Source organism: Chryseobacterium culicis (assembly GCF_900108365.1).
GTDB lineage: Bacteria > Bacteroidota > Bacteroidia > Flavobacteriales > Weeksellaceae > Chryseobacterium > Chryseobacterium culicis.
Genome location: NZ_FNWQ01000004.1, coordinates 297,327 through 319,174, shown reverse-complemented (window position 1 = coordinate 319,174; position 21,848 = coordinate 297,327). Strand labels below are relative to the sequence as shown.

Annotated in this window: 22 protein-coding genes and 5 tRNA genes; 15 read left to right on the top strand and 12 right to left on the bottom strand. The window is 39.4% G+C overall.

The genetic code is table 11. The features are described 5' to 3' along the window. Positions 1-177: 177 nt before the first annotated feature. Positions 178-1,167 carry a hypothetical protein gene (locus tag BLW74_RS16545; RefSeq protein WP_139265759.1) on the bottom strand — a complete coding sequence of 330 codons (990 nt, stop codon included), beginning with the start codon at positions 1,165-1,167 and terminating at the stop codon, positions 178-180. A 269-nt stretch (positions 1,168-1,436) separates the two neighbouring features. Here BLW74_RS16545 and BLW74_RS16535 point away from each other — a divergent pair, with 269 nt between their 5' ends. The 3 genes from BLW74_RS16535 to BLW74_RS16525 are packed head-to-tail and all read left to right on the top strand — an operon-like array spanning position 1,437 to position 4,048. Continuing rightward, positions 1,437-2,312 (top strand): SDR family oxidoreductase, encoded by an 876-nt coding sequence (locus BLW74_RS16535; protein WP_089694188.1) that lies wholly within the window; start codon positions 1,437-1,439, stop codon positions 2,310-2,312. Between the two features lie 45 nt (positions 2,313-2,357). Beyond that, a complete protein-coding gene (locus BLW74_RS16530; RefSeq protein ID WP_089694090.1) occupies positions 2,358-3,077 on the top strand; it encodes an SDR family NAD(P)-dependent oxidoreductase in 720 nt (239 codons plus the stop codon). Between the two features lie 53 nt (positions 3,078-3,130). Beyond that, positions 3,131-4,048, top strand: a complete 918-nt coding sequence (locus tag BLW74_RS16525; protein WP_089694088.1) for a helix-turn-helix domain-containing protein — start codon at positions 3,131-3,133, stop codon at positions 4,046-4,048. A gap of 127 nt (positions 4,049-4,175) precedes the next feature. Here BLW74_RS16525 and BLW74_RS16520 read toward each other — a convergent pair. Both BLW74_RS16520 and BLW74_RS16515 read right to left on the bottom strand, forming a co-directional pair. After that, positions 4,176-4,249: transfer RNA gene (locus BLW74_RS16520), tRNA-Arg, on the bottom strand. A 32-nt stretch (positions 4,250-4,281) separates the two neighbouring features. Further along, a tRNA-Pro gene (locus BLW74_RS16515) sits at positions 4,282-4,356 on the bottom strand. A gap of 367 nt (positions 4,357-4,723) precedes the next feature. Between BLW74_RS16515 and BLW74_RS16505 the strand changes: the two genes are divergently transcribed. The 10 genes from BLW74_RS16505 to BLW74_RS16460 all read left to right on the top strand — a co-directional run bounded on the left by BLW74_RS16505 (position 4,724) and on the right by BLW74_RS16460 (position 13,296). Then, positions 4,724-5,218 carry a thermonuclease family protein gene (locus tag BLW74_RS16505; RefSeq protein ID WP_089694084.1) on the top strand — a complete coding sequence of 165 codons (495 nt, stop codon included), beginning with the start codon at positions 4,724-4,726 and terminating at the stop codon, positions 5,216-5,218. A gap of 136 nt (positions 5,219-5,354) precedes the next feature. Beyond that, entirely contained in the window at positions 5,355-6,104 is a 750-nt protein-coding gene (locus BLW74_RS16500) for a sulfite exporter TauE/SafE family protein (RefSeq protein ID WP_089694082.1), read from the top strand. A gap of 6 nt (positions 6,105-6,110) precedes the next feature. Next, a complete protein-coding gene (locus BLW74_RS16495; protein ID WP_089694080.1) occupies positions 6,111-6,353 on the top strand; it encodes a MoaD/ThiS family protein in 243 nt (80 codons plus the stop codon). Between the two features lie 4 nt (positions 6,354-6,357). Beyond that, the gene (locus BLW74_RS16490) at positions 6,358-6,774 is read left to right on the top strand and encodes a molybdenum cofactor biosynthesis protein MoaE (protein ID WP_089694078.1); all 417 of its coding nucleotides are present in this window, start codon (positions 6,358-6,360) and stop codon (positions 6,772-6,774) included. Positions 6,775-6,818: 44 nt separating this feature from the next. Next, positions 6,819-7,691 carry a formate dehydrogenase accessory sulfurtransferase FdhD gene (fdhD, locus tag BLW74_RS16485; protein ID WP_089694076.1) on the top strand — a complete coding sequence of 291 codons (873 nt, stop codon included), beginning with the start codon at positions 6,819-6,821 and terminating at the stop codon, positions 7,689-7,691. After that, positions 7,688-8,038 carry a DUF7009 family protein gene (locus BLW74_RS16480; RefSeq protein ID WP_089694074.1) on the top strand — a complete coding sequence of 117 codons (351 nt, stop codon included), beginning with the start codon at positions 7,688-7,690 and terminating at the stop codon, positions 8,036-8,038. The genes fdhD and BLW74_RS16480 overlap by 4 nt, the downstream gene beginning before the upstream one ends. Before the next feature lie 27 nt (positions 8,039-8,065). Further along, positions 8,066-10,462: an FdhF/YdeP family oxidoreductase gene (locus BLW74_RS16475; protein ID WP_089694072.1), complete on the top strand. Its 2,397-nt coding sequence runs from the start codon at positions 8,066-8,068 to the stop codon at positions 10,460-10,462. A gap of 8 nt (positions 10,463-10,470) precedes the next feature. Further along, positions 10,471-10,965 (top strand): molybdopterin-dependent oxidoreductase, encoded by a 495-nt coding sequence (locus BLW74_RS16470; RefSeq protein WP_089694069.1) that lies wholly within the window; start codon positions 10,471-10,473, stop codon positions 10,963-10,965. A 104-nt stretch (positions 10,966-11,069) separates the two neighbouring features. Beyond that, positions 11,070-12,320 carry an L-lactate MFS transporter gene (locus BLW74_RS16465; RefSeq protein WP_089694067.1) on the top strand — a complete coding sequence of 417 codons (1,251 nt, stop codon included), beginning with the start codon at positions 11,070-11,072 and terminating at the stop codon, positions 12,318-12,320. Positions 12,321-12,378: 58 nt separating this feature from the next. After that, positions 12,379-13,296: a bestrophin family protein gene (locus tag BLW74_RS16460; RefSeq protein WP_089694065.1), complete on the top strand. Its 918-nt coding sequence runs from the start codon at positions 12,379-12,381 to the stop codon at positions 13,294-13,296. Here BLW74_RS16460 and BLW74_RS16455 read toward each other — a convergent pair. From BLW74_RS16455 to BLW74_RS16415, 9 genes are all read right to left on the bottom strand, one after another. Further along, entirely contained in the window at positions 13,286-14,326 is a 1,041-nt protein-coding gene (locus tag BLW74_RS16455) for a HesA/MoeB/ThiF family protein (protein WP_089694063.1), read from the bottom strand. The two genes, BLW74_RS16460 and BLW74_RS16455, sit on opposite strands and share 11 nt — an antisense overlap. A gap of 8 nt (positions 14,327-14,334) precedes the next feature. After that, positions 14,335-14,937 carry an NTP transferase domain-containing protein gene (locus BLW74_RS16450; protein WP_089694186.1) on the bottom strand — a complete coding sequence of 201 codons (603 nt, stop codon included), beginning with the start codon at positions 14,935-14,937 and terminating at the stop codon, positions 14,335-14,337. After that, positions 14,918-15,394 carry a cyclic pyranopterin monophosphate synthase MoaC gene (gene moaC, locus BLW74_RS16445; RefSeq protein ID WP_089694061.1) on the bottom strand — a complete coding sequence of 159 codons (477 nt, stop codon included), beginning with the start codon at positions 15,392-15,394 and terminating at the stop codon, positions 14,918-14,920. The genes BLW74_RS16450 and moaC overlap by 20 nt, the downstream gene beginning before the upstream one ends. A 3-nt stretch (positions 15,395-15,397) precedes the next feature. Next, complete coding sequence (locus BLW74_RS16440) at positions 15,398-16,597, bottom strand: molybdopterin molybdotransferase MoeA (RefSeq protein ID WP_089694060.1); 1,200 nt, start codon at positions 16,595-16,597, stop codon at positions 15,398-15,400. A 2-nt stretch (positions 16,598-16,599) separates the two neighbouring features. After that, a complete protein-coding gene (gene moaA, locus BLW74_RS16435; protein ID WP_089694059.1) occupies positions 16,600-17,586 on the bottom strand; it encodes a GTP 3',8-cyclase MoaA in 987 nt (328 codons plus the stop codon). Positions 17,587-17,845: 259 nt separating this feature from the next. Further along, positions 17,846-18,670: a 5'-nucleotidase, lipoprotein e(P4) family gene (locus BLW74_RS16430; RefSeq protein WP_089694058.1), complete on the bottom strand. Its 825-nt coding sequence runs from the start codon at positions 18,668-18,670 to the stop codon at positions 17,846-17,848. A 181-nt stretch (positions 18,671-18,851) separates the two neighbouring features. After that, positions 18,852-18,925: transfer RNA gene (locus BLW74_RS16425), tRNA-Arg, on the bottom strand. Positions 18,926-18,958: 33 nt separating this feature from the next. Continuing rightward, positions 18,959-19,033: transfer RNA gene (locus BLW74_RS16420), tRNA-Pro, on the bottom strand. A 15-nt stretch (positions 19,034-19,048) separates the two neighbouring features. Then, positions 19,049-19,133, bottom strand: a tRNA-Ser gene (locus BLW74_RS16415). 135 nt (positions 19,134-19,268) lie between these two features. On the opposite strand from BLW74_RS16415, the gene BLW74_RS16410 reads away from it, so the two are divergent. Both BLW74_RS16410 and aspA read left to right on the top strand, forming a co-directional pair. Continuing rightward, on the top strand, positions 19,269-20,294 hold the full coding sequence (locus BLW74_RS16410) for an N-acetylmuramoyl-L-alanine amidase (RefSeq protein WP_089694054.1): 1,026 nt from the start codon (positions 19,269-19,271) through the stop codon (positions 20,292-20,294). A 72-nt stretch (positions 20,295-20,366) separates the two neighbouring features. Next, positions 20,367-21,767 carry an aspartate ammonia-lyase gene (aspA, locus tag BLW74_RS16405; protein WP_089694051.1) on the top strand — a complete coding sequence of 467 codons (1,401 nt, stop codon included), beginning with the start codon at positions 20,367-20,369 and terminating at the stop codon, positions 21,765-21,767. Positions 21,768-21,848: the final 81 nt, after the last annotated feature.

Below are 21,848 nucleotides of genomic sequence, written 5' to 3'. Positions count from 1 at the left end.
GTCTGAAAAGTTCTGAAATATGAATGCAAAAATAAAATATTTTCGACAAAAAAACAAATTTTGTCAAAATGTAGAAAATGTTATAGACCGGTAAAAAGCAAATTTATGACACTTGTATCATAAATTTGCCTGATGTTTTTATTCAAAAAAGACTGCAGCTTTTATACAATTGGAAAATTATAGGTTTAATTTGTCTAGTGCATATGCCATGATATTGTGCAAATATTTTTCCTGATCCGTATCGATGTAAGTGCCGTTAATACCGGAATATCTAAATACGCCTTCATCCCAAAAGAAAAGTATTCTTCCATGAGTCCTGGCTGTCCAGATACCGGCAAAAGATGTTCCTGCTCCTCCTTCGGTAGCTAAGATGGTGCTGGCAGGAGGAAGTTGAGAATAGGAAACTCTTCCCGCAGTTTGAGCTCCGAAAATAGCAGTGTTTCCCGCTACATTTCCGAAAATGCCATTACTGCCTGTGGTTCCGGTTGTGGAATAAGAAACTCCTGTACCGTTTCCTACGTTTCCACTTCCGCCAAATACCTGAAGAGCCTGGGTATTTCTGCCAGAATCAAGAAGAATGATTACCACGCCACCCAACTCTGCAAAATCCCTGATCTTGGTAAGTACTGTAGTATCTAATTCTGCTCCGGGCGTCACACCAATACAGAAAACATCCACTATACTTTTTAATTGGGCTGCGGTATAATTATTAATCTGTCCTTCGAATTGTAAGAAGTCAATACCAGATATTTTATTATAAATCCCATTGGCTCCGTAATTAAGTTTATTTTGAAGTTGAGAATTAAACGCAGGGAAGCCAGAACCACCGATTGCATAAAGGTTTCCATCCCATAAACCGGCTGAATAGCCAATTGTGATGTTTCTGCGGGAATTACCGGTTTCGCCGGACAATCCGTCCATATATCCCAGTACACCATTAGCATCTGCTACAACCCTCCTGGTAGCGATGAATGTTTGATCTTTATTTCCTGAATAAGATCCATCCGGCTTTGTGAAAATAGCATTTGCTGCTTGATGTTTCGGAAGGTCCCTAACTCTCTCTGTTCCGTTAATATCCAGAATTTCTGTTGGATTTTTCGTGTTAATTCCTACCTGAGCAGAAGTCATGGCAAATAGGAAAATTGCAAGTATACTTTCTTTTTTCATTAAAATTTATGTTTACGCAAATTTCCAGTTTCTCGCTTTATTACCTGTTGCTGGAGGGTTCAATTTTATATTGTTAAAAAGTTCATTACAAAAATTCAATCAGGAGCTTCATTTGAAAATGGATGTGATAGAGCTCTCGTAGAAAAATAAGTTGGATGGGTATGATTAACAAAAAAGAATTTTTCCTTTTTGGATACAATAATCTGACATTTGATTACACCTGTTTTCTTTATTCATTGGAACTTTGTACCATCAAAAAAAATCATAAAATGAAAGTATTTGTAACAGGAGCTTCAGGCTTCATTGGTTCTGCAATCGTTAAAGAACTGATTACTTCGGGACATCAGGTAGTAGGCCTGGCACGTTCAGAACAGTCAGCAGAAGTAATTCGCAAGGAAGGTGCAGAAGTGTTAAGGGGCGATCTTGAAGACAGGGAAGTTTTAAAGCAGGGTGCCAGAGATTCAGACGGTATTATTCATGCGGGTTTTTTCCATGATTTTACTCAATTTGCAAAGGCTGTGGAAATTGACGAAAATGCAATAAATGCAATAGGAGAGGTACTGATGGGAACAGACAAGGCTATTGTAGTGACAGCAGGGATTTTAGGATTACCCCTTATTGACGGAAATATTACAGAGGAGAGCCTTTCATCTGGTTTTCCGAGATCTTCCGAAACTACAGCTTTGGCATTGGCTGAAAAAGGTATAAATGCTTCCGTTATCCGCTTGGCACCGTCTGTTCATGATAAAGGTGACAGAGGTTTTGTTCCGTTCATCATTGGGCAGGCCCGTCTCAACAGCTTATCAGGCTACCCTGGTGAGGGGTTGAATCGGTGGACGGCTGTTCATCGTTTGGACGCGGCAAGATTATTCCGTCTGGCATTTGAAAAAGGAATCAAAGGAGCAGTATACAATGGCGTGGCTGACACAGGAATTCAAATGAAAGAAATTGCTGAACTGATTGGCTCACAGCTAAATTTACCTGCTGCATCACTGTCTGAAGAAGAAACCGCAAAGCATTTTGAATGGCTGAGCAGATTTATAACTTTTGACAGCCCTGCAACCCATTTTAAAACGACGGAACTCTTAGGCTGGAAACCTGAACATATCAGCCTTACAGATGATATGAAACAAAATTATTTTTAACCATTTTGTGCATATCGGAGCACGATAATCAATTAAAAATCAAAAATGAAAAAAGTACTCATTACAGGAGCCAATCAGGGGATTGGCTTCGAAACCGCCAAACAGTTGTCACAATTAGGCTATTATGTATATCTCGGAAGCCGAAATGAAGCCAACGGAATTGAGGCCCAAAATACATTAAACGAAATGGGATTGGAGCATGTAGAGTTTATTCAATTGGATGTCACAGATATTGATTCAGTAAGATCTGCCAAAGAAAAACTGGAAGCTAAGGCACAGCAGCTGGATGTGCTGATCAACAATGCAGCTATTGTAGGCGAACAGCCCCAGAATATGTCTTCAAACAATCTCAATAATTTAAGAAATGTTTTCGAAGCCAATTTTTTTGGTGCCGTGCAGACTACCCAACAGTTTATTGATTTGCTGGAAAAGTCAGATGAACCTCGGATCATTAATGTTTCAAGTCCCTTAGGTTCGCTGTCTGTTCAAAGTAATTCTCAAAATCCTAATTATAGGATATATGATGCATACAGCTCTTCTAAAACAGCATTGAATGCTTTTACGCTGTTGCTGGCCAAAGAATTACAGGATACCCGTTTTAAAATAGTAAGCGTTGAACCGGGCTATACGGCCACTAATCTTAATCAGTATCAGGGAACACAAACAGCAGAACAGGCAGCAGGTATAATTGTGAAATTTTGCACTTTATCTGATGTTCCCACCGGTAAATTTTTTGACAGAAACGGAGACGAATTGCCCTGGTAAAACAAACACTGAATGTATAAGCATTAACCGGAAAAATAAAATTAAATTTGTGTATGGAGCAAAGAGAGACACAAAGAATAAAAACAATAAGCGAATTCCATAAACTGCGTGGTTTGCCAAATCCTGAGCATCCGCTTGTCAGTATTATAGATTATTCTTCTATCAAAAGACCAGCTAACATTGATGAAGTAAATCTGGTTTTAGATTTCTATATGATTTCCTTAAAGAAAGGTATTGGCGGAAAGATGTATTATGGACAACAGGAATTTGATTTTGATGACGGGCTCATGGCATTTATGGAGCCCAACCAGGTTTTCAGGATTCAATCTGATCCTGCGGCCAGAGAAGAACGCTCAGGCTGGCTGTTGCTCATTCATCCAGATTTTTTGTGGAACACTGCACTGGCTAAAGGCATCAGGAGATATGAGTATTTTGATTATTCAGTGAATGAAGCACTGTTTCTTTCCGAAAAGGAACAAAAAACGCTGAATAGCATTATTGATAATATTAAACAGGAATATCAGACGAATATAGACCAGTTCAGCAAGCAGATTATCATTTCACAGATTGAAAGCCTGCTTAATTATTCAGAAAGATTTTACAATCGTCAGTTCATAACAAGGGAAAAAAGCAACCACCAGATTCTGGAAAGGCTGGAGAAACTACTGGATGAATATTTTGAACATACAATTGCAGAGAAAGGATTGCTTTCCGTACAGTTTATTGCAGATGAGCTCAATATTTCCCCCAAATATTTAAGCACTTTACTGAAAACCCTGACCGGACAAAATACACAGCAGCATATACACAACAAATTGATAGAAGTAGCCAAAGAAAAATTATCCACCACCAATTTATCTGTCAGTGAAATCGCTTATGAAATGGGATTTGAACATTCTCAGTCATTCAGCAAGCTGTTTAAAAGCAAGACGGCTCAAAGCCCGCTGGAATTCAGAGGAAGTTTTAACTGATTGCTTTATCACCTTAATCAGTAAAATAGCATCAAATGAGCTTAAAATATCCAAGGTGCAAAGTTGGGTTATGTAATTTTTATGGGTATAAAAAAAGAGACAACTTTTAAAAAGTTGTCTCTTTAAGTGAGCGCGAAAGGATTCGAACCTTTGACCGTCTGCTTAGAAGGCAGATGCTCTATCCAGCTGAGCTACGCACCCATTAAATAGTTTTGAAAAAACTACTAAAACAGTCGGGGCGGCAGGATTCGAACCTGCGACCTCCTGGTCCCAAACCAGGCGCGATGACCGGACTACGCTACGCCCCGAGGGTGTCATCAGTAACGATATTTACTTCGTTTTTGCGGTTGCAAAGGTACAATACTTTTTCAAATAAAAAAATAAAATGAAGAATAATTTTTAATTAATTTTTTGTTAAACCTCTTTGTTTGTCGTTATTTTATTTATAATCACGGATTTACCATCTCATAAAAAAAAGGAAAAAAAATACTTTTTTTCTCATACCTGTTGGGATAAAGGATTCTTCTCCCCAATTACCAAAGCGTTTCTTTTGCAGACTTAATTTTCCGTAAATGAATTTTTCGTTGTAAAATTTAATCTCTGATGCCGAACATTTTATCCTCTGAACACAATGTTTCATGAATTTTTATCTTTTATAAAGCTTATCTTTATCCCATGAAACGATTAATGTTGGTGTACTTACTTTTCCCTGTATTCTTATTCTCACAGACTACCGGAAAAGTGATTAAAATTTCAGACGGAGATACCATTACTTTATTGCTAAAAGGAAATCAGCAAAAGAAACTTAGACTTGCCGAAGTCGATTGTCCGGAAAGTGGGCAGGCGTTCGGTAAAAATGCCAAACAGTTTACGGCTGCCCAGGTATTTGGAAAAACAGTAAGCTTTGTTGAAACAAACACAGACCGCTACGGAAGATCTGTTGCGAAAGTGTACTATGATGGCGGAAAATACCTTTCCAGAGAACTGATAAAGGCTGGAATGGGCTGGTGGTATTTTTCCTATTCTAAAGATGCATCGTTGGGCAAAATTCAGGAGAACGCAAAGCTTAAAAAGGCCGGACTTTGGCAGGATAAAAATGCAGTGGCTCCGTGGGAATACCGTAAAATGAAGCAGGAGCTTAGAAATAATAAGAGAATTGATAGAGTTTAACAAAAGATATTTTACGATTCAAATTAAACCATTTATAATATTCTATTCCCGAAAATAGGACAAAAATTTTTGTATATAAAACTCGATGGAGCCTTAAAAAAGACTATTATTGTAAGAAGATTAATTCTGAAAATGTATGGGACATTGGGAGGTGTTTTTGTTTTTTTTACTCATTGCTTTTGTTTACTCTTCCGTAGGGTTCGGCGGCGGATCCAGCTACCTTGCAGTACTGGCGATGTACAGCCTGCCTTATCAGGAAATACGCTTAACGGCCCTCGTATGTAATGTTATTGTAGTAATGGGAGGTGTAATTATTTATATCAAAAACAAACAGGTCAACTGGAAAAAAATACTTCCGCTGGCTCTTATAAGTGTTCCAATGGCCTATCTTGGAGCTGTCCTAAAAATAAGCCAGGAAACATTTTTTCTTATTCTTGGAATTACTTTAATCCTCGCAGCATTATTACTCTGGATCAAAACAGAAACCCAATATGAAGGTGAAATTTCAGAAAATACAGAAAGTTCCTTAATCAAGAATGGATTTTTAGGAGGAGGAATCGGATTTCTATCCGGATTAGTGGGTATTGGAGGAGGAATTTTTCTGTCTCCACTGTTAAATCTTATGAAATGGGATACTCCCAGAAAAATTGCAGCCACCTCAAGTGTTTTTATTCTGGTCAATTCTATATCCGGGATTTTTGGTCAATTGTCAGGACTTTCAGCAGATATGAACTATTCCAGGATTTTAAGCCTGTGTTTTGCGGTATTTATGGGCGGGCAAATTGGTGCCAGAATGTCTCTGAAATGGAATCCTCTAGTGATCAAAAGAATGACGGCTGTTCTGGTTCTGGCAGCAGGAATTAATGTTGTAATTAAATATTGGTAAATTGAAATGATAGTTAAAATATTGGCATTCGGAATTACGAAAGATATTTTCGGAGCTTCAGAAAAAGAGATAGAAATCAATGAAGGATCACAAGTTAAAGCACTCAAAGAGCTTCTGGAAAAGGACTTTCCGGAGCTGAAAAAACTAAAATCTTACTTTATTGCCGTAGATGATGAATATGCGGATGATGATCAGGTAATAACACGCTCTAACGAAATAGCAATAATTCCTCCGGTAAGCGGTGGGTAAAAACATGATAGATATACAAATAACAGAAAACACACTAGATCTTGTTACCTGCTTTACTGCTGCTTCCGATGCAGCATGCGGCGGGATGGCATCATTTGTAGGAACCGTTCGCAATCATACCAAAGGGAAACCCGTTACCCGTCTGGAATATGAATGCTACGAATCTATGGCCATTAAAGAAATACAGAAAATAGCAGATCAAGCAATTTCCCTGTTTTCGGTAAAGAATATTGTGGTGCATCACCGTACCGGAATATTATATCCCGGTGACGCAGCTATTATGATAGTAGTGAGTGACGGGCATAGAAATACCGTTTTTGATGCCTGCAGTTATATGATTGAAAATATTAAGAAGACCGTTCCGATCTGGAAGAAAGAAATTTTTGAAGATGGTGAAGAATGGGTTTCTGCACATCCATAATTAGGAATAAAATTTTGTACCTTTACTAGGCCAGTCATTATAGTATGAAAACGAATCTATTGCCACATAGAGCTATAAATCAGATAGAAATCATCAAAGTTAAGGATAACCTCAGTTTTGCTTATACCGATGATGTTTCTGTAGAAGAACCTTTGGAAATCAGAGTTTCCTATCATGAAGGAGGTCAGCTGGAATTCAAAAATATATCGGTAACCATGCGTACTCCAGGCAACGATGAGGAACTGGCAGCCGGTTTTTTATTTACGGAAGGAATTATTTCCGGCAAGCAGCAGATTAAGAATATATATTTCTCCGAGGCCTGCGCAAAGAATAAAGAAAATATTATCATAGTTGAGCTTACAGAAGGCTTCATACCGGACTTGATGAAGACCGAAAGAAATTTCTATACCACTTCCAGTTGCGGGGTCTGCGGAAAAGGATCCATAGAATCTATAAGAACAGTAAGCGCTTTTCAGCACCATAAAAAAGGAAATACAACGGTCACTTTGGAAACATTGTACCAGTTATCCGGCAAGCTGCAGGCTTTCCAGAATAATTTCAGCGCTACAGGCGGAATACATGCTTCAGGTTTATTTGACGCAGAAGGCAATTTGCTCGCACTACGGGAAGATGTAGGAAGGCATAACGCATTGGATAAACTCATAGGACATGCATTGTCAGCAGATATGCTTCCGCTCCATGACAAAATGTTGGTGTTAAGCGGAAGAGCCAGCTTTGAACTTATACAGAAAGCTGTAATGGCAGGGATTTCCACTGTTGCAGCAATAGGTGCTCCATCAAGCCTGGCGGTAGATCTGGCAAAAGAATTTGATATTACATTAGTAGGCTTTTTACGGGATAACCGGTTGAATATATACCATTCAGGAAGCCATTTTAACATTGAAAATCTATTATGAAAATAAGAATCAAAGATAACTCAGTAAGATTTCGTCTCACCCAATCTGAAGTAGCAAAACTGGGAGTAGACGGAACAATTTCAAGCGTTACTGAATTTGTGAACCGACCGTTTATCTATTCTCTGGAACAAACAGAAAATAAAGAACTTTCTGCGGAATTTATTGACAACAGAATTGTGCTGAAAATGCCGGAAACAATGATAAAAGAATGGATTTCAACAGACAGGGTAGGTTTTGAAGGACAGGCTGGAAACATTAAACTCTTAATAGAAAAAGATTTTGTATGCATTGATAATACATTAGAAGATCAAAGTGACAACTACCCGAATCCCAACATGAAATGCTAATGGTCATTTCTTAAAAATATACACATCATGGAAAAAAAAGAGGTATTCAAAAGAGAAAATGAAAACAATCAGTTACCTTCGGCAGAACCTCCCTATAAGCTGCTGAATCTGAATCTGAAACCTCCAAAAAGCTGGGCAGCAGGAGTTCCTGCTGTGATTCACTCAATGGATCAGCTCGTACTTAATGCATCGGTTCTCCGTGGCGGAAGGGCGCTTTTCAGTATGAATCAGTTTGATGGTTTCGATTGTCCGAGCTGTGCATGGCCCGATCCGGATGACGAGCGTTCCCGTCTGGGCGAATACTGTGAAAACGGAGCAAAAGCCCTGGCTGAAGAAGCCACTTCAAAAAAAATTGGAGGAGCATTTTTTAAAGAAAATTCAGTATATGATCTGGCAAAAATGACAGATTTTGAAATCAGTCAGTTGGGAAGGATTGAAGAACCCATGTATCTGCCAAAAGGAGGAACGCATTATCAGCCAATAAGCTGGGATGATGCTTTTTCCAAAATTTCGGAAAAGTTAAATGCGCTGGATTCACCTGATGAAGCCATATTTTATACATCGGGAAGAACAAGTAATGAAGCAACCTGGGTATATCAGCTGTTCGCCCGGGAATTCGGAACCAATAATTTTCCGGATTGCTCCAATATGTGCCACGAGACTTCCGGCTATGCACTGTCAAGAAGCATAGGTATAGGAAAAGGAACTGTAAAACTGGAAGACTTTTATGATACGGACCTTATCGTTATTATAGGGCAGAATCCGGGAACCAATTCACCAAGAATGCTTTCCGCACTCACAAAAGGGAAGAAGAACGGTGCAAAAATTATAGCTATCAACCCACTTCCTGAAGCAGGTTTAAAAGGTTTCAAAGACCCTCAGGAAGTCCGTGCTCTACTTAATAAACCTTTTGAACTGTCGGACCTTTATCTGCCCGTTAGGATCAATGGAGATATGGCGCTTTTAAAAGCCCTTCAAATTCTGGTATTGGAAGAAGAAGCGAAAAATCCCGGAAAAGTTCTTGATCAGGATTTCATAGCGGATAAAACAGCGGGCTTCAACGAATTGACGGAAGAATTAAAAAGGTACGATCTTAATTTTTTATCGGAAGAATGCGGAATTCCCGTTGAGAACTTACGGGAAGCCGCACAAATGATCGCTTCCAGAAAACGTATGATTGTGTGCTGGGGCATGGGAATTACGCAGCAGCATAATGGTGTGGAAATGATCTATAATATTGTGAATCTCTTATTAATGAAAGGAAGCATAGGAATCCGTGGAGGAGGAGCATGCCCTGTTCGTGGTCACAGTAATGTACAGGGTAACAGAACATTACTTATTAATCACCATCCCACTACCGCGCAATTGGATAAGCTTCAGGAGTATTACGGTTTTGAAGTACCAAGAAAAGGAGGATATGATGTTGTCAATGCGCTTAAAGCGATGCATGAGGGAAAAGTGAAATTTATGTTCTGTATGGGAGGTAATTTCCTTTCAGCCGCACCGGATACAACCTTTACGGCAGAAGCAATGCGCAGCCTGGAAATGTCGGTAATTGTTTCTATAAAGCTGAACCGAAACCATCTGATTCATGGTAAAGAAGCACTTATTCTGCCAGTGATTTCCCGCAGCGAAAAAGATATCATTAATGGAGAAATCCAACATGTAAGCACAGAAAACTCAATGGGAGTTGTAGAAGCTTCCAAAGGCGTTCTGGATCCTATTTCAGAACATCTCATCAACGAGGCTCATGTTGCCTGCAGAATGGCAAAAGCCGTTTTAGGTAAACGCTCCGTGATCAATTGGGATAAATTCATCAACAGTTATGATGCTATCCGTCATGATATAGAACAATGCATTCCGGGATTTGAAAACTATAATAAAAGAGTCATTCAGAAAGGAGGTTTTTACCTTCCGAATGGTCCAAGGGATGGTGTCTTCAACAGTGAATCTCATCCAGGAAAAGCCGCTTTCAATATAACAGCTGTGCCGGATAATTCGCTTGCTGAGGACGAGTATTTAATGGGAACAACCAGAACCCATGATCAGTTCAATACAGTTGTATATGGTTTGAATGACCGGTACCGCGGTATCTTTAATGAAAGAAGAATTGTGATGATGAATGAAAAGGATATTGAAAAAGCCGGACTTAATGAAGGAGATCACGTAGATCTTTTCAACTATGATGACGGGATTGAAAGAATTGCCCCTCTCTTCATTGTTGTGAAATATCCTATTCCACAGAAAAGTACAATGACTTATTTTCCGGAAACCAATGTTTTGGTATCCATCAATAATGTAGTGAATGGTGCTAATATGCCCGCTTCCAAGTATGTACGCATTAAAATCCGTAAGCACAGTCCTGATATTTTTAAAAGAATTGATGAACATATCATGGCTGCAGCAGGAACTAATCTACAATAATACTAAGTATGTCAGTGAAAAAACTGCTTTTTCTTTCCGCATTCTCTTTGTGCAGTATTGTCTCCGCGCAAACTGGCTTTACACTGAAGATTTCAGGTGAAGCTGCAACACCATTGGAGCTGCGTTTGTCAGACCTCTCAAAAATGACCCGAAAAGAAGCTGTAATGAAGGATAAAGAAGGAAATCCTCATACTTTTACAGGAGTTCCGGTTATTGAAATTTTGGAAAAAGCAGGAGTTCCGTCAGGAAAAGCACTTCACGGGAAAGACAATCTTTCAAAATATGTAGTGATAAAATCTTCAGATGGTTATCAGGTTCTGTTTTCCCTTGCAGAGCTTGACCCTTCCATTCAGAATAAAAATGTTATTATTGCTGACACCATAGACGGAAAACCATTGCCGGAAGGCAAAGGTCCGCTCCGTATGATTGCAGAAGGCGAAAAAAAGCCCGCAAGAAGTTCTTATCAGGTTACAGAAATTGTGATAGGCAGTAGTAAACAGTAGTTATAAGATGAAAATGATGTTCCCTCGGGTGCTGATAATATTCAGCATTCGTACAGTCTGTATGGAGTTTGGCAGATGAAATTTTTTAAAAAAACAACACAAATATGAAAAAATTAAAACTCAAAAATCGCTGGCTGATTGCAGCATCAGCCGTAGGAATCCATATCTCTATTGGTTCCGTTTATGCTTATTCCGTAATGACCAATCCTGTAGGAAAAATCCTTAATGTGGATGAAGGAACCATAAAATGGGCATTTAAAATTGCTATTTTACTGCTCGGGTTATCCGCAGCATTTATGGGAACCTGGGTTGAAAAGGTAGGCCCCGGAAGAAGCGGAACTGTTGCCGGAATCTTCTATGGGTCCGGAATATTAGGTTCCGGATTGGCTGTACAACTCGGATCACTTCCTTTATTTTTATTTTGCTATGGTTTTATTGGAGGAATTGGCTTAGGAATAGGATATATTACTCCTGTAAGTACTTTGGTTAAATGGTTTCCGGACAGGCGCGGGCTGGCAACAGGAATGGCGATCATGGGTTTTGGCTTTGCGGCACTGATATTTGGACCGTTCATGCAGATCTTGTTTGAAAAAGTAGGCGTTGCAAAAGCTTTTTATATTTTGGGAACAATTTATCTCATCGTTATTCTTCTGTCTTCCAGTTATATTGAAAGACCGCCGCAAGGCTATGTTCCGGAAGGTTTCAGTTTAGCTGAGAGCAAAACTGTACAAAAAGACATTGCTTATATTGATGCGAAAACTGCGCTGAAAACCAAACGCTTTTATTACATCTGGATCATGATGTTTATCAACATCACTTGCGGAATTGCAATTATTGCAGCGGCAAGTCCTATGACTCAGGAAAAGCTGGGGTACACGGCTTTACAGGCGGCCGGTATTGTTGGCTTAATCGGAGTTTTTAATGGGGTGGGAAGGCTATTATGGTCAAGTTTATCTGATTATCTGGGACGTTCCAACACCTATATTCTGTTTTTTGCTCTTCAGGTACCGGCCTATTACTTTTTACCACAGATTTCTATCGAAGTGGCCTTTCTCATTATTCTTTTTATGGTTATTACAATATATGGCGGAGGTTTTTCTACATTGCCGGCATTCCTGGGAGATTTGTTTGGAACAAAGCAGCTGGGAGCAATCCATGGCTTGGTACTTACAGCCTGGGCCTTGGCAGGAGTGGCCGGGCCTTCAATCTACGACTTTGTTAAAGAACAAACAGGTTCTCTTACTACAACACTACAGGTTTTCTCCGGGCTTTTTGTGATCGCTTTTATTGTTTCGTTATTCATGAAAAGAAATATAAATGCTTTGAAAAAAGAGCTTTCTGCTTCAGAATCCTGAAGAATGTGATAAATTTGTAAAAAATGACAGGAAAACTTATCTGTCTTTATAATTAGCAATGATCATAAGAAAAAAGGAACACTGGTTCAGAATGCTATTTGTATGGCACGGCTCTGTTTTGCCGGCCTTGCTTCCCCGTTTGGGATTGCTCTTACTGCTTTCTCTACTGGTGACCTATTTCCATGGAACTATTTTATCATTTAAAGTTCCCTTAAATCCCGCACCGCTTACCCTGTTTGGTTTTGTACTGGCTCTGTTTTTAGGATTCAGGAACAATGCCAGCTATGACAGGTTCTGGGAAGGGCGCAAGCTCTGGGGAGCTTTGTTGAATACGGCACGTGCATTGACCCGCCAGGCTATGACTTTGAAAAATAAAGATGATGATCAGATTTCTGTGTACAGGTTTGTTCAGCTTCTGGCTGCTTTTGTTTTTGCTTTAAAGCATCAGCTGAGAGGAACAGATTCTTATGATGATTTAAAATCAAGACTCGATGAGAACCATCTGGAAACAGTTGCTTCGTCAAAATATAAACCGGCAGTCATTCTCCGGCTTTTGGGTGAATGGGTGCAGGAGTTAAAAGAAAAAGGCTGCATAGATTCTATCCTGCAGGCTCGTTTTGATGAGAACCTGGATAAGCTTTCTGATATATTGGGAGGATGTGAAAGAATCATCTCAACCCCGATTCCTTACAGCTACAGAGTTTTGCTGCACCGTACAGTGTATATTTATTGTTTTCTGTTACCTTTCGGGCTCGTAGATTCACTAGGGTGGTTTACACCGCTTATTGTTGTATTTGTAGCTTACACCTTTGTCGCTTTTGAGGCAATTGCCGACGAGATTGAAGAGCCTTTTGGAACTGATGCAAATGATCTTGCTCTGAACAGCATGTGCATTATGATTGACGAAACCATTCATGAAATAGCAGGAGATCAGATAGCCGTATCTAAGAAAGTAACTCAGAATATTATTGACTGATGCTCCGGATTCCTCCTTTTAAAGAAAATACTTCTTTATCCGGGAAAACTTTTTTTATTTTTCGTACTGCCTCCGAACTGCGCTTTCCAGACTGGCAATAGAATAAAACAGGTTTTGACCGGCCGGAAATTGAATCAAGATGCTGCTCTAACAGTTCAACAGGGATATTGCTTCCTCCGATATTGAAATGCTCATGTTCTTCCAGGCTCCGCACATCAATGATCTCAAAATCGTCCTTTGACTGACTCAGCTCTTCAAAAGTAATGAGCTCAACAGTTTGAGGTAGGTCTGTAATCTGAAAAGATGAATTTTTTAACTTAATGACTTGTGTTCTGCCACTCATCATATTGATCATCCACAGCTTCCCGGCTAAGAGATCATTGGATCGGGTAAGATATTTTATGGCTTCATTGGCCTGCATGCATCCTACCATTCCAGCCAGTGTAGGAATTACTCCGCCTTCTCTGCAGTTGGGCACCTGCGAATTTTCTGCATCAGGAAAAATATCCCTGTAGTTGGGAGAATAGGAACCGTCTTCCTGCAAAACATTCAAGATGCTTACCTGTCCTTCAAACTGATAGATTGCACCATAAACCAAAGGTTTTCCGGTTAATACACAGGCGTCGTTCAGTAAACATTTGGTTTCAAAATTATCTGTACCTTCAATAATCAGATCAAATTCGGATATTAAGTTCATTACATTGGAAGAGGTAACTTTAATACGATAGGGAATGACTGCAATAGAAGGATTTTGCTGTAGCAGTTTTTTTGCTGCAACATCTACCTTATACATGCCGATGTCATTAGGGGTATATAAAATCTGCCGGTGAAGATTACTTTCTGAAACGGTATCATCATCCGCAATACCAATGGTTCCTATCCCTGAAGAAGCAAGATATTGAGCCGAGGGACAGCCCAGACCACCCATGCCAACAATCAGTATCCTGGCATTTTTAAGCGATTCCTGAGAGGAAATTCCAAATCCTGGTAAAGCAATCTGACAATGATAGCGTTCAAATGATTCACTCATAAGTCAATTTATTTTCTTAAAAGTTCCTGAGCCTTTTTCATGTCTTCAGGAGTATTTACATTCATTAAAGCATCCGGGTTAGCAGGTTTGAGAATCAATGTATCGCTATTGAGCAGTACTTTTCTCGGACATGTATTTCCTGTTCCTAAAAAATTAAGGAGCAAGGGGTAGCTTTTAGGTTCCCAGATGGTGATCAATGGTTCCGGCAATCCATCAAAAGGACTTTCATACGTGGTTGCCGCTTTTTCCGGATCTCTGGATTGTATCAGAAATTCTAATGAATTTTTATCGAGCAGGGGAAGATCACATGCTACAACCAGCCAGGCTTTGTCTCTCTGAGAACGTAGTGCGGAAAGTATGCCGCCAAACGGACCCATCTGTAAAAAAGTGTCGGTAAGAGCATTGTATTCAGAATTGAAATTTTCAAGCTGATCCTGTCTGCATGAAATGTAAACTTCATCACAAAAAGGAGCCAGAAGATCAGCTGCATAGTATTTTTGTTCTTTTCCATGCCAGTTGATTTTGTCCTTCGGATTTCCCATCCGTACACTTTTTCCACCCGCGAGTACCAATCCGTTTAGTTGGGGTAAATCAGTCTCTTTTGAAATCATTTTTTCCTCCTGTTTTTTCAATTAGCTTTATTTCTTTTACTACAATATCCTGGCTCATGGCCTTGCACATATCATAAATGGTAAGGGCTGCAACGGATGCTCCTGTAAGTGCTTCCATTTCAATTCCTGTTTTTGCCTGTACTTCAGCAGTACAATAGATCTCAACCTCGTTTTGACTATTCACTTCGATATCTATTTCACAGTTATCCATACCAATCGGGTGGCAAAGCGGGATAAGGTCACCTGTTTTTTTGGCAGCCATTATTCCGGCAATGATTGCGGTTTGAAATACAGATCCCTTTTTCGTTTTGAAATCATCTTTCTGAAGGGCCGTAAGAATATTCTCCGGCAGTGAAACTATGGCTTTGGCAACTGCTTTACGGTGGGTGATTTTTTTGCTGCCTACATTTACCATACCTGGCTGCTCTTTTTTATTAAGATGTGAAAAGTCTGTCATGATTCAAAAATTATATTTCCAGATTGTATACACTTCGCCTTTTTTAAATTCGGTTTTTTCCAGGGGAAGTTCCATGAAGGCATGAGTTTCTGCAAGGTGGGAAAAATCTCCGGATCCATTTGTGTTTATTGATTCTGCCAATAATTGCCCCGACTGGCTGATACTAAGCTTTACCTGAGCAAAATACTGCAGCGGAAAAGGAACATTTATATCGTTTTGTAAAACGGCATAATTAACGGGAACAGAAATTCCCAGAGATCTTTCCAGCCAGGGGATAAAATACCTGTGAAGACACATGAATACCGAAACAGGATTTCCCGGAAATGCGAAAATCAATTTTTGATTGCGGCTTTTTCCAAACCAGAAGGGTTTTCCGGGCCTTTGTTTTATTTTATGAAAAAGTTTTTTTACACCCAGCTCTTCACATGCTTTCGGGAGATAATCAAATTTTCCCATCGAAACGCCGCCGCTCATCAGCAGAATATCATACTTTTCAATACATTGGGAGAGCTCTTTTCTGATGAATTCAAAATCGTCATTCCAATGCAGCACCTCTGCTTTGATTCTGTATTTTTCTAAAACAGACCGGATGGTAATTCCATTGGAACGTCTTAGCTGAAATGGAGTGGGAGTGGTTTCCGGCGGAACCATTTCATCTCCGGTAGAAATAATCACAATTTTGGGCAGTTTTTTTACGGATAAAAGCGTTTTTCCTACAGATGCAGCAATTCCGAGAATCGCTGGAGTGATGATTTCACCAGCTTTTACCAGTATTTCATCTGCTTTTTTATCTTTTCCTTTGAAATGAATATTCTGTCCTTTTTTGATATCCGTATTAAGTACTGCACTTGTACCGCTCATCGAAATATCCTCATAACGGATAACAGTGTCCGCCGAAGAATGGAGAGCCGCACCCGTCATGATTTCGATACATTCGTTTTTATTTCCAATGGAAACAGGATGTTCTCCGGCGGCCTGCACAGCTTTGATGGTAAAGGTTTTAATTCCTTCTTCATAGGAATCAAAACTTATCGCAATTCCGTCTACTGTTGGTCTGTCAAAAGGAGGCAGGTCACGGTCTGTCCTGATATCCTCTGCCAAAATTCTTCCTAATGCATTTTCATAGGAGATTTCTTCATTTCCGAAGTCTTTTATTTGAGAAGAGATCATTTCTTCTGCCTGTTGTACACTGATCATTTCCATAATTAACCTCCAATTGTTGCCATTGACTGATGAATATGGGAAGAACTTAGATTCAATTTTTCAGCTTCCCATCCGTCTTTTGGCTTTTTATGTATAGTGTTGATAATGATGTCTTTCAGCTCTTTGTCTGTTTTTCCGGCACGGATTTCATTTTTAAGGTTCACTCCGCCTTGTTCATACAGGCAGGTTCTCAGGATCCCTGAAGGAGTGATTCTTATTCTGTTGCAGTCTCCGCAAAATGAACGGGTGTACGCTGCAATAATTCCGATACCGCCTAAAAAACCAGGAATCTTATAGTTGTTAGATGTTGAGCCCTTAGGGTCTTCAGTCTTTTGAATTTCAGGGAACTGCTCTTTAATGTGATGATAAATCCGGGCGAAATTCCATTGGAGGGAAACCTCTGTATTGCTGCCGTTAAAAGGCATTTCTTCAATGAAGCGGACATCTACAGGCAGATCTTTTGTAAGCAGGACCAATGGAATAATATCCTCAATATTCTGCCCTTCCATCACCACGGTATTGATCTTTACTTTGATATCATGCTCCAATAAGCGATCGAAGGTCTTCATCACTTTATTGAAACTGTTTCTTCGTGTAATTTTGAAAAAACGGTCGCTGTCAAGGGTATCTAAACTTAAATTGACAGATTGTATTCCATACTTTTTTAATTGGGGAATATATTGTTCGGTGAGAAGACCATTGGTTGTAATACTGAGATCAGAGAGTCCGTTTAGCTTTGATATTTTTTGAATAAGTTCAATGCTGTTTTTTCTCACAAAGGGTTCGCCTCCGGTAATTCTGATTTTATCCACTCCCATATCTGTAAATACAGAACATATTCTGAGCATTTCTTCATCAGTCATTAATTCATCCTGTTTTATCCAGTTAAGACCTTTTTCCGGCATACAGTACGTACATCGGAGATTACACCGGTCTACAACAGCAAGCCTGAGATAATTGATATGCCTTCCAAATTTATCTGTCAACATTTTAAATACGATGAGTCTTATACAAATATACTGAATGTTTCTCTTCAAAGAATGGTACTCGTTACGGAGATCATAATCGCTTTATTCAAAATTCAGAATATTACTCAATATCAATGGTTAATTTAATCGATATTGTTGAAGTATAAAATAAAATCATGTAAAATAATCATTTAAAAGGAGTAATTTTTTTAATACCTGGGAGAATCTTTATCAAAATAAAAATCCCGCAAAAGCATGGCGGGATTTTTACTGAAATATTTTATGGATTAGATTTTACAGCATCATACATCATTGAGTTTTTCTGCTGATCGGTGTAATCGTATTTGTAGTTATAGAATGAGGATTCCCAGTCTCCGTATCCTACATTGGGAATAATAATGAATTTTTTGCCAAAATCATCCGCAGCATTCTTCACCGCTGAAGATCTTTCTGTCTCGGATTTCTTATCAAACAGATCTGAGAAATCGGCCAGATTATCACCCAGGAGCAAAACGATATTGTAATTTTTAGCAATATTTTTTCTCCGGGTTTCCTTACTGCTTTCTTTTGATCTTAAAATAAGGTGATTATCGCTTTGAATCGGAAAATTGTATTTCTTTAAATTTTTTACAGTTCCTTCTCGCTCCTGCTCCAATCGGTTGGTCACATAAAAAACCTGAACTCCTTTGCTGGCTGCATACTGGTAGAATTTTTGAGAGCCCGTAAGCGGAGTGGCAATTCCTTTTGCCGTCCATTCTTCCCATGTTTTCTGATCGTAATTTTTCCCCATCTTTGAGCGCTCAACAGCATAGTAGGAATTATCCAGAAAAGTTTCATCAATGTCAGAAACAATGGCTAAAGGTTTGTCGGATTGCTGCGCTAAAGCCTGGTCCAGACGAAGTATTGCAATATTATAAGCCTGAAGGCATAATGCTTCATACTCTGCCGCCCTTTGCTGATAAAAAGCAGCATATATTTTTCCGTCACGTCCAAGGTTCTGATAAGGTGTTTCTTTGGTGGTAGCTTTTGAAACCGGAGCCGCCGTTGTACATGATATAACAGAAGCAAGGAGGCAGCCTGCAATAATGAGATTAAAATTTTTCATTGAATTTGAATAGGAAGAACAAAATTATGACAATTTGATTGTATGGCAAATATTTTTATAAATATAAATAGATCATACCCGTTGCTGACCGGAGTGGAACCGGATTTCCTATTGTCTGTAATATAAAGTTTGAATACTATGTAAAAACAAAAAGACTTACTATTTCTAGTAAGTCTTTTTGTGAGCGCGAAAGGATTCGAACCTTTGACCGTCTGCTTAGAAGGCAGATGCTCTATCCAGCTGAGCTACGCACCCATTGGGTAGTTTTGAGAAAACTACTGAAAACAGTCGGGGCGGCAGGATTCGAACCTGCGACCTCCTGGTCCCAAACCAGGCGCGATGACCGGACTACGCTACGCCCCGAATATATAAGAAGAGCGGAGGGTAAGGGATTCGAACCCTTGCGACACTTTCGCGTCGACAGTTTAGCAAACTGCTCCGTTAACCACTCCGGCAACCCTCCTTTTTGTTTATTTTTTAATGATCGTTGTTCCGTTATTGCGAGTGCAAATATAGAACAGATTTCTTTATTTACCAAATAAAATTCAAGAAAATTTTGTGTATTTTTGAGGTAATAAATCATCCAAAAACCAAACTGATGCGTAAGACATTATATATCATCGGATTAAGCACATTCGTTTTTTCCTGTACTTCCCAACAAAATGTAAAAAAAAATACTTACAAACCAAAAACCCCGGTAACACAGGCCAAACCGACCGTTAAGCCAACACCTCCGGTGGTTCAAAAACCCAAAGTAGTATCTGATCACGGAGTAGACTTTTTTACGACTAATATAGCAGATGCCACAAAAAATGATAATACGGCAAGTTATGGTTCTATAGTAACAGCAAAACCAATGGGATATAAAGTGGTAAAAACTTATTTCCCGGCAGTCGCACAGAATTTCAGACAACGTTACTTAATATTACATTATACAGCGCTTCCGGACGATAAGTCGGTTACTGTTCTTACCCAACAGGCGGTGAGTGCCCATTATCTGGTAAATAATACAGGAGATAATGAGATTTATCAACTGGTAGATGAAAACAAGCGTGCTTACCACGCAGGAGTAAGTGCCTGGAGAAACGATAAAAATCTTAACGATACTTCTATAGGGATTGAAATTGTCAATATGGGGTATACCACAGATGCTGCCGGTAAAAGAACATTTGCTCCTTTTAGTGATGAGCAGGTGAAAAAAGTAGCGGCCCTTGTGAAAGATATCGTAACAAGATATCAGATACAGCCTACCAATGTATTGGCTCATTCAGATATTGCGCCTACAAGAAAGCAGGATCCGGGACCTATGTTTCCTTGGAAAAAGCTTTATGATGAATATCAGGTAGGAATGTGGTATGATGAAGCAGCGAAGCAGACTTATCTTGAAGCAGCGCAGGCAGATATTACGGCAAGATATAATGATGCCGGCTTTATCTTTCTTATACAGACGGCATTGCAGAAATTTGGGTATGGAATGGATCTGAGCGGGAAATGGGATGATGCTACCAAGAAAACCATTGAAGCCTTCCAATACCATTTCCGTCCACAGAATTATGACGGGATCATGGATGGTGAAACATGGGCAATACTGCAGGCTTTAAATCAAAAATATCCAGCAAAATAATTCAAATTAAAGCGCATCGGTTAGATGCGTTTTTGCTATCTTTAAACGATCAAAAACAGTAAAATATCTGTAATGGAAAATTTCAGAAAAGAAAGTGATCTATTAGGCGAACTGAATGTGCCTGTAGATGCTTATTATGGGGTTCAGACACAAAGAGCTATCAACAATTTCAAAATTTCAGGACAGCTTTTGTCTTCATATCCGGATTTCATAAGAGGATTGGCATTTGTAAAAAAAGCAGCGGCTAAAACCAATTATGAATTAGGACTTCTAGACGAAAACCTGTATTTTAAAATTGCAGAAGCGTGTGATGAAATTGTAGAAGGGAAATATCATGACCAGTTTCCGGTAGACATGATTCAGGGAGGAGCAGGAACTTCCATTAACATGAATGCGAATGAAGTGATCGCCAATATTGTGCTGGAAAAACTGGGGAAAAATAAAGGAGAATATGAATTCTGTTCACCGAATGATCATATCAACCTCTCACAGTCTACCAATGACGCTTATCCTACAGCCATCAAAATGGGACTGCTTCAGATGAATATCGGGCTGGTAGAAAAACTGGAGAGAATTATCACGGCTTTCCGTGCGAAAGGACAGGAGTTTCATGATGTGATCAAAATGGGACGTACGCAGCTTCAGGATGCGGTTCCAATGACTTTGGGACAGGAATTTGAGGCCTATGCCGCTACCCTGGAGGAGGATATCTCCAAACTGAATAACAATGCCAGCCTTTTTGTAGAAGTGAATATGGGGGCAACTGCTATCGGAACCGGATTAAACGCTCCTGTAGGATATGCCGCTCTTTGTGCCAAGAACTTGGCTCAGATTACAGGATTCCCCATTGTTTCAGCTCCGGACCTGGTGGAAGCCACACCGGATACCGGATCTTACGTTATTTATTCTTCAGCTACAAAACGTCTTGCAGTAAAACTATCTAAAATCTGTAATGACTTAAGATTACTTTCCTCAGGTCCGAGAGCAGGTCTTTTTGAAATCAATCTTCCACCAATGCAGCCGGGATCTTCAATTATGCCGGGCAAAGTAAATCCGGTGATTCCGGAAGTGGTAAATCAGGTTTGTTTCAAAGTATTTGGAAATGATCTTACGGTAACTTTTGCCGCAGAGGCAGGACAGTTGCAGCTGAATGTAATGGAGCCGGTACTTTCTCATGCCATCATGGAAAATATCAACTTCCTTTGCAACGCTTTAGATACACTTCGTGAAAAATGTGTGGTAGGAATTACGGCCAATAAAGAAATCTGCCTGAATATGGTAAAGCACAGCATCGGTATTGTAACAGCGCTGAATCCTTACATCGGGTACAAACAGTCTACTCAGATTGCTAAAGAAGCATTGGAAACCGGAAAAAGCGTTTATAACCTTGTTTTGGAAAAAGGAATTCTTTCTCAGGAAAAACTGGATGAAATCCTTGATCCGAAAAACATGCTGAAACCGCATAACAAATAAATTCTATAAACGATGAATGATCAGTGATAATTGATCCCCTAAAAATTTCTTATCACTGATCACTCATCATTAAGCACTTAT

What these genes read in the sequence shown, in the direction of transcription:
- BLW74_RS16455 (WP_089694063.1), bottom strand. Translation starts at nt 14,326, where the DNA reads ATGAGTGAATCATTTGAACGCTATCATTGTCAGATTGCTTTACCAGGA.
- BLW74_RS16480 (WP_089694074.1), top strand. Translation starts at nt 7,688, where the DNA reads ATGAAAATAAGAATCAAAGATAACTCAGTAAGATTTCGTCTCACCCAA.
- BLW74_RS16450 (WP_089694186.1), bottom strand. Translation starts at nt 14,937, where the DNA reads ATGATTTCAAAAGAGACTGATTTACCCCAACTAAACGGATTGGTACTC.
- BLW74_RS16535 (WP_089694188.1), top strand. Translation starts at nt 1,437, where the DNA reads ATGAAAGTATTTGTAACAGGAGCTTCAGGCTTCATTGGTTCTGCAATC.
- BLW74_RS16440 (WP_089694060.1), bottom strand. Translation starts at nt 16,597, where the DNA reads ATGGAAATGATCAGTGTACAACAGGCAGAAGAAATGATCTCTTCTCAA.
- BLW74_RS16525 (WP_089694088.1), top strand. Translation starts at nt 3,131, where the DNA reads ATGGAGCAAAGAGAGACACAAAGAATAAAAACAATAAGCGAATTCCAT.
- moaC (WP_089694061.1), bottom strand. Translation starts at nt 15,394, where the DNA reads ATGACAGACTTTTCACATCTTAATAAAAAAGAGCAGCCAGGTATGGTA.
- moaA (WP_089694059.1), bottom strand. Translation starts at nt 17,586, where the DNA reads ATGTTGACAGATAAATTTGGAAGGCATATCAATTATCTCAGGCTTGCT.
- BLW74_RS16500 (WP_089694082.1), top strand. Translation starts at nt 5,355, where the DNA reads ATGGGACATTGGGAGGTGTTTTTGTTTTTTTTACTCATTGCTTTTGTT.
- BLW74_RS16465 (WP_089694067.1), top strand. Translation starts at nt 11,070, where the DNA reads ATGAAAAAATTAAAACTCAAAAATCGCTGGCTGATTGCAGCATCAGCC.
- BLW74_RS16475 (WP_089694072.1), top strand. Translation starts at nt 8,066, where the DNA reads ATGGAAAAAAAAGAGGTATTCAAAAGAGAAAATGAAAACAATCAGTTA.
- BLW74_RS16495 (WP_089694080.1), top strand. Translation starts at nt 6,111, where the DNA reads ATGATAGTTAAAATATTGGCATTCGGAATTACGAAAGATATTTTCGGA.
- aspA (WP_089694051.1), top strand. Translation starts at nt 20,367, where the DNA reads ATGGAAAATTTCAGAAAAGAAAGTGATCTATTAGGCGAACTGAATGTG.
- BLW74_RS16430 (WP_089694058.1), bottom strand. Translation starts at nt 18,670, where the DNA reads ATGAAAAATTTTAATCTCATTATTGCAGGCTGCCTCCTTGCTTCTGTT.
- BLW74_RS16505 (WP_089694084.1), top strand. Translation starts at nt 4,724, where the DNA reads ATGAAACGATTAATGTTGGTGTACTTACTTTTCCCTGTATTCTTATTC.
- BLW74_RS16490 (WP_089694078.1), top strand. Translation starts at nt 6,358, where the DNA reads ATGATAGATATACAAATAACAGAAAACACACTAGATCTTGTTACCTGC.
- BLW74_RS16545 (WP_139265759.1), bottom strand. Translation starts at nt 1,167, where the DNA reads ATGAAAAAAGAAAGTATACTTGCAATTTTCCTATTTGCCATGACTTCT.
- BLW74_RS16460 (WP_089694065.1), top strand. Translation starts at nt 12,379, where the DNA reads ATGATCATAAGAAAAAAGGAACACTGGTTCAGAATGCTATTTGTATGG.
- fdhD (WP_089694076.1), top strand. Translation starts at nt 6,819, where the DNA reads ATGAAAACGAATCTATTGCCACATAGAGCTATAAATCAGATAGAAATC.
- BLW74_RS16470 (WP_089694069.1), top strand. Translation starts at nt 10,471, where the DNA reads ATGTCAGTGAAAAAACTGCTTTTTCTTTCCGCATTCTCTTTGTGCAGT.
- BLW74_RS16410 (WP_089694054.1), top strand. Translation starts at nt 19,269, where the DNA reads ATGCGTAAGACATTATATATCATCGGATTAAGCACATTCGTTTTTTCC.
- BLW74_RS16530 (WP_089694090.1), top strand. Translation starts at nt 2,358, where the DNA reads ATGAAAAAAGTACTCATTACAGGAGCCAATCAGGGGATTGGCTTCGAA.